The organism is Streptomyces sp. Ru71 (assembly GCF_002920535.1).
Taxonomy (GTDB): Bacteria; Actinomycetota; Actinomycetes; order Streptomycetales; family Streptomycetaceae; genus Streptomyces.
Genome location: NZ_PQSS01000158.1, coordinates 1 through 3,275 on the forward strand (window position 1 = coordinate 1; position 3,275 = coordinate 3,275).

General features: G+C 57.2%; 1 rRNA gene. It reads left to right on the top strand.

Annotated features, from left to right (window positions below):
* Positions 1–135: 135 nt before the first annotated feature.
* Positions 136–3,253 (top strand): 23S ribosomal RNA (locus C3489_RS37920).
* Positions 3,254–3,275 lie beyond the last annotated feature (22 nt).

Genomic DNA, 3,275 nt, shown 5'->3' on the forward strand with positions numbered 1-3,275 from the left:
CGGGCACGCTGTTGGGTATCTGAGGGTGCGGTTAACCCCTCAGTTGCCGGCCCCAGTGCACTCGAACCGTAAGGGTTCGGGGTGATGGGTGGCTGGTCGTTGTTTGAGAACTGCACAGTGGACGCGAGCATCTGTGGCCAAGTTTTTAAGGGCGCACGGTGGATGCCTTGGCACCAGGAACCGATGAAGGACGTGGGAGGCCGCGATAGTCCCCGGGGAGTCGTCAACCAGGCTTTGATCCGGGGGTTTCCGAATGGGGAAACCCGGCAGTCGTCATGGGCTGTCACCCACTGCTGAACACATAGGCAGTGTGGAGGGAACGCGGGGAAGTGAAACATCTCAGTACCCGCAGGAAGAGAAAACAACCGTGATTCCGGGAGTAGTGGCGAGCGAAACCGGATGAGGCCAAACCGTATGCGTGTGAGACCCGGCAGGGGTTGCGCATGCGGGGTTGTGGGATCTCTCTTCTGTTGTCTGCCGGCAACAGGACGAGTCAGAAACCGTTGATGTAGGCGAAGGACATGCGAAAGGTCCGGCGTAGAGGGTAAGACCCCCGTAGTCGAAACGTCAGCGGCTCGTTTGAGAGACACCCAAGTAGCACGGGGCCCGAGAAATCCCGTGTGAATCTGGCGGGACCACCCGCTAAGCCTAAATATTCCCTGGTGACCGATAGCGGATAGTACCGTGAGGGAATGGTGAAAAGTACCCCGGGAGGGGAGTGAAATAGTACCTGAAACCGTGTGCCTACAAGCCGTGGGAGCGTCGGAAAACTTGCGGTGTTCTCGTGACTGCGTGCCTTTTGAAGAATGAGCCTGCGAGTTTGCGGTGTGTTGCGAGGTTAACCCGGGTGGGGAAGCCGTAGCGAAAGCGAGTCCGAATAGGGCGATTCAGTAGCACGCTCAAGACCCGAAGCGGAGTGATCTAGCCATGGGCAGGTTGAAGCGGAGGTAAGACTTCGTGGAGGACCGAACCCACCAGGGTTGAAAACCTGGGGGATGACCTGTGGTTAGGGGTGAAAGGCCAATCAAACTCCGTGATAGCTGGTTCTCCCCGAAATGCATTTAGGTGCAGCGTCGTGTGTTTCTTGCCGGAGGTAGAGCACTGGATAGGCGATGGGCCCTACCGGGTTACTGACCTTAGCCAAACTCCGAATGCCGGTAAGTGAGAGCGCGGCAGTGAGACTGTGGGGGATAAGCTCCATGGTCGAGAGGGAAACAGCCCAGAGCATCGACTAAGGCCCCTAAGCGTACGCTAAGTGGGAAAGGATGTGGAGTCGCAGAGACAACCAGGAGGTTGGCTTAGAAGCAGCCACCCTTGAAAGAGTGCGTAATAGCTCACTGGTCTAGTGATTCCGCGCCGACAATGTAGCGGGGCTCAAGCGTACCGCCGAAGTCGTGTCATTGCAGCATATAGCCCTAACGGGTGCTGTGATGGGTAGGGGAGCGTCGTCTGCCGGGTGAAGCGGCACTGGAAGGTAGTCGTGGACGGTTGACGAGTGAGAATGCAGGCATGAGTAGCGATACAAACGTGAGAAACGTTTGCGCCGATTGACTAAGGGTTCCTGGGTCAAGCTGATCTGCCCAGGGTAAGTCGGGACCTAAGGCGAGGCCGACAGGCGTAGTCGATGGATAACCGGTTGATATTCCGGTACCCGCTGTGAAGCGTCAAACATCGAATCCAGTGATGCTAAGGCCGTGAAGCCGCCCTGGAGCCTTCGGGCAAAGGGGAGTGGTGGAGCCGCTGAACCAAGTTGGTAGTAGGTGAGTGATGGGGTGACGCAGGAAGGTAGTCCATCCCGGGCGGTGGTTGTCCCGGGGTAAGGGTGTAGGCCGCAAGGTAGGCAAATCCGCCTTGCATACGGCTGAGACCTGATGCCGAGCCGATTGTGGTGAAGTGGATGATCCTATGCTGTCGAGAAAAGCCTCTAGCGAGTTTCATGGCGGCCCGTACCCTAAACCGACTCAGGTGGTCAGGTAGAGAATACCGAGGCGTTCGGGTGAACTATGGTTAAGGAACTCGGCAAAATGCCCCCGTAACTTCGGGAGAAGGGGGGCCACACCTGGTGATGGACTTTACGTCCTGAGCTGGGGGTGGCCGCAGAGACCAGCGAGAAGCGACTGTTTACTAAAAACACAGGTCCGTGCGAAGCCGTAAGGCGATGTATACGGACTGACGCCTGCCCGGTGCTGGAACGTTAAGGGGACCGGTTAGCTCCATTTCGGTGGGGCGAAGCTGAGAACTTAAGCGCCAGTAAACGGCGGTGGTAACTATAACCATCCTAAGGTAGCGAAATTCCTTGTCGGGTAAGTTCCGACCTGCACGAATGGCGTAACGACTTCTCGACTGTCTCAACCATAGGCCCGGTGAAATTGCACTACGAGTAAAGATGCTCGTTTCGCGCAGCAGGACGGAAAGACCCCGGGACCTTTACTACAGTTTGATATTGGTGTTCGGTTCGGCTTGTGTAGGATAGGTGGGAGACTGTGAAGCGGGCACGCCAGTGTTCGTGGAGTCGTCGTTGAAATACCACTCTGGTCGTGCTGGATGTCTAACCTGGGTCCGTGATCCGGATCAGGGACAGTGTCTGATGGGTAGTTTAACTGGGGCGGTTGCCTCCTAAAGGGTAACGGAGGCGCCCAAAGGTTCCCTCAGCCTGGTTGGCAATCAGGTGTTGAGTGTAAGTGCACAAGGGAGCTTGACTGTGAGACCGACGGGTCGAGCAGGGACGAAAGTCGGGACTAGTGATCCGGCGGTGGCTTGTGGAAGCGCCGTCGCTCAACGGATAAAAGGTACCCCGGGGATAACAGGCTGATCTTCCCCAAGAGTCCATATCGACGGGATGGTTTGGCACCTCGATGTCGGCTCGTCGCATCCTGGGGCTGGAGTCGGTCCCAAGGGTTGGGCTGTTCGCCCATTAAAGCGGTACGCGAGCTGGGTTTAGAACGTCGTGAGACAGTTCGGTCCCTATCCGCTGTGCGCGTAGGAGTCTTGAGAAGGGCTGTCCCTAGTACGAGAGGACCGGGACGGACGAACCTCTGGTGTGCCAGTTGTTCTGCCAAGGGCATGGCTGGTTGGCTACGTTCGGGAGGGATAACCGCTGAAAGCATCTAAGCGGGAAGCCTGCTTCGAGATGAGGACTCCCACCCACTTGATGGGGTAAGGCTCCCAGTAGACGACTGGGTTGATAGGCCGGATCTGGAAGCACGGTAACGTGTGGAGGTGACCGGTACTAATAGGCCGAGGGCTTGTCCTCAGTTGCTCGCGTCCACTGTGTT